Raw genomic sequence first — 1450 nt, 5'->3', positions numbered from 1 at the left:
GGATGGCTGCTGCTCGGGGGCGGGGCGGCGGCGACCGCGCTGCTCGTCGCCTGGGCCGGGTATCCGGCGTCCATGGTGGGGGTGCCGGGCGCCGGCGTCTCCAACCTGAACCCGCCGACCCTGGCCGCCGTCACCTTCGGGCTGGCCCAGTGCGGACTGGCCCTGTTGCTGCGCGACCGGCTGCGCGGGGGCATGCGGCGGCCCGTGGTCTGGGCGGCGGTGGCGCTGGTCAACCTCTTCGCCATGACGATCTTCCTGTGGCACCAGACGGCGCTGATGGCCACCACGGCCACCGGTCTCGCGCTCGGCAGGCTGCCGGGGCTGCACACCGTGCCCGACGGGCTGGAGTGGGTGGCCGCCCGGCTGGCCTGGCTGCCGGTGTTCGTTCTCGTCCTGGCGGTCTGCCGGTCGGCCTTCCGGTCCTTCGAGCAGGGTCCGCGCCGGACCGGGGGCCGCTCGTCACGGGTGGTCCGGGTCCACCGCGGGACCGGTCCGGCGGCAGCGAAGGAGGCGCGGCGTGTCTAGGGTGGTCGGCGTGACGGAGACGGGGGTCCGGCAGGTGGTCGTGGGCCGTGTGCGGCGCTTGCTGCGGGTGCTGCGCGCCGACCTGTGCACGCTCCGTGCCGACCCCATGCCGCCGTCCCTGTGGCTGCGCTGGCTGCCGCACGGTCTGCTGTGCCTGGTCGCCTTCGGGGTCACGGTCGGCGCCGTGGCGCAGCTCCAGGACAACGGCGGGGTGGGGCTCAGCCTCGCCTTCGCGATCGGTCTCGCCCAGGGTGCCGCCGTCGTGTTCGCGCTGTGGCGGCCCGTCCCGGCGTGGTGGTTGTCGACCCTGGCCATGCTGGTCGGTGCCGTCGAGGTGCGCCGGCAGTTGCTGGCCGGGGGCGCGCACGACTTCACCTGGCCCTGGACGTCCGCCGGACTCATCGGGCACATGGCCGTGCTGCTGCTGCTCGCCCTGCGGGTGCCCACGCGCGTGGCCGCGGAGGCGCTCGCGGTGACCCTGCTGCTCACGTACCTCGTCGAGGGGGTGCTGGGCGCGGCCGACTTCCAGCCCACCGGGGTCCTCGCGGCCATCCTGTTCACCGTGGTGGTCGTGCTCGGCACCGCCCTGCGCGGCCGCCGGGAGGCCAGCAGGGCGCTCGTCGCGCAGACCACGCTCACCGCCGAGGAGCGGGCCCGCCGCACCCTGCTGGAGGAGCGCAGCCGGATCGCCCGCGAACTGCACGACGTCGTCGCCCACCACATGTCCGTCATCTCGATCCAGGCCCAGGTCGCCCCGCACCTCGTCGACAATCCCTCCGAGGAGCTCCGGGAGAACCTCGACGGCATCCGGCAGAACGCGCTGGAGGCGCTGACCGAGCTGCGCCGGGTCCTCGGCGTGCTTCGGGCCGAACACCCCGACGCGGCACAGGAGTCCGCCGACCCCGCCACCGGCACCGCCCCGCAC

At 75.0% G+C, this 1450-nt stretch carries 1 protein-coding gene and 1 pseudogene; both read left to right on the top strand.

All coding sequences use genetic code 11. The annotated features are described in order from the left end of the window. A pseudogene (locus tag EHS43_RS44460) lies at positions 1 to 525 on the top strand (acyltransferase); the annotation flags it as partial. After that, the coding region (locus tag EHS43_RS44455; RefSeq protein ID WP_148104340.1) for a sensor histidine kinase at positions 518 to 1450 on the top strand (933 nt) is incomplete at its 3' end. The pseudogene EHS43_RS44460 and the gene EHS43_RS44455, both read left to right, overlap by 8 nt.

Origin of the sequence: Streptomyces sp. RP5T (assembly GCF_003933965.1) — a bacterium.
Classification (GTDB): domain Bacteria; phylum Actinomycetota; class Actinomycetes; order Streptomycetales; family Streptomycetaceae; genus Streptomyces.
Note: the sequence above shows the minus strand (reverse complement) of the source record. Positions and strands in the feature narration are given on the sequence as shown.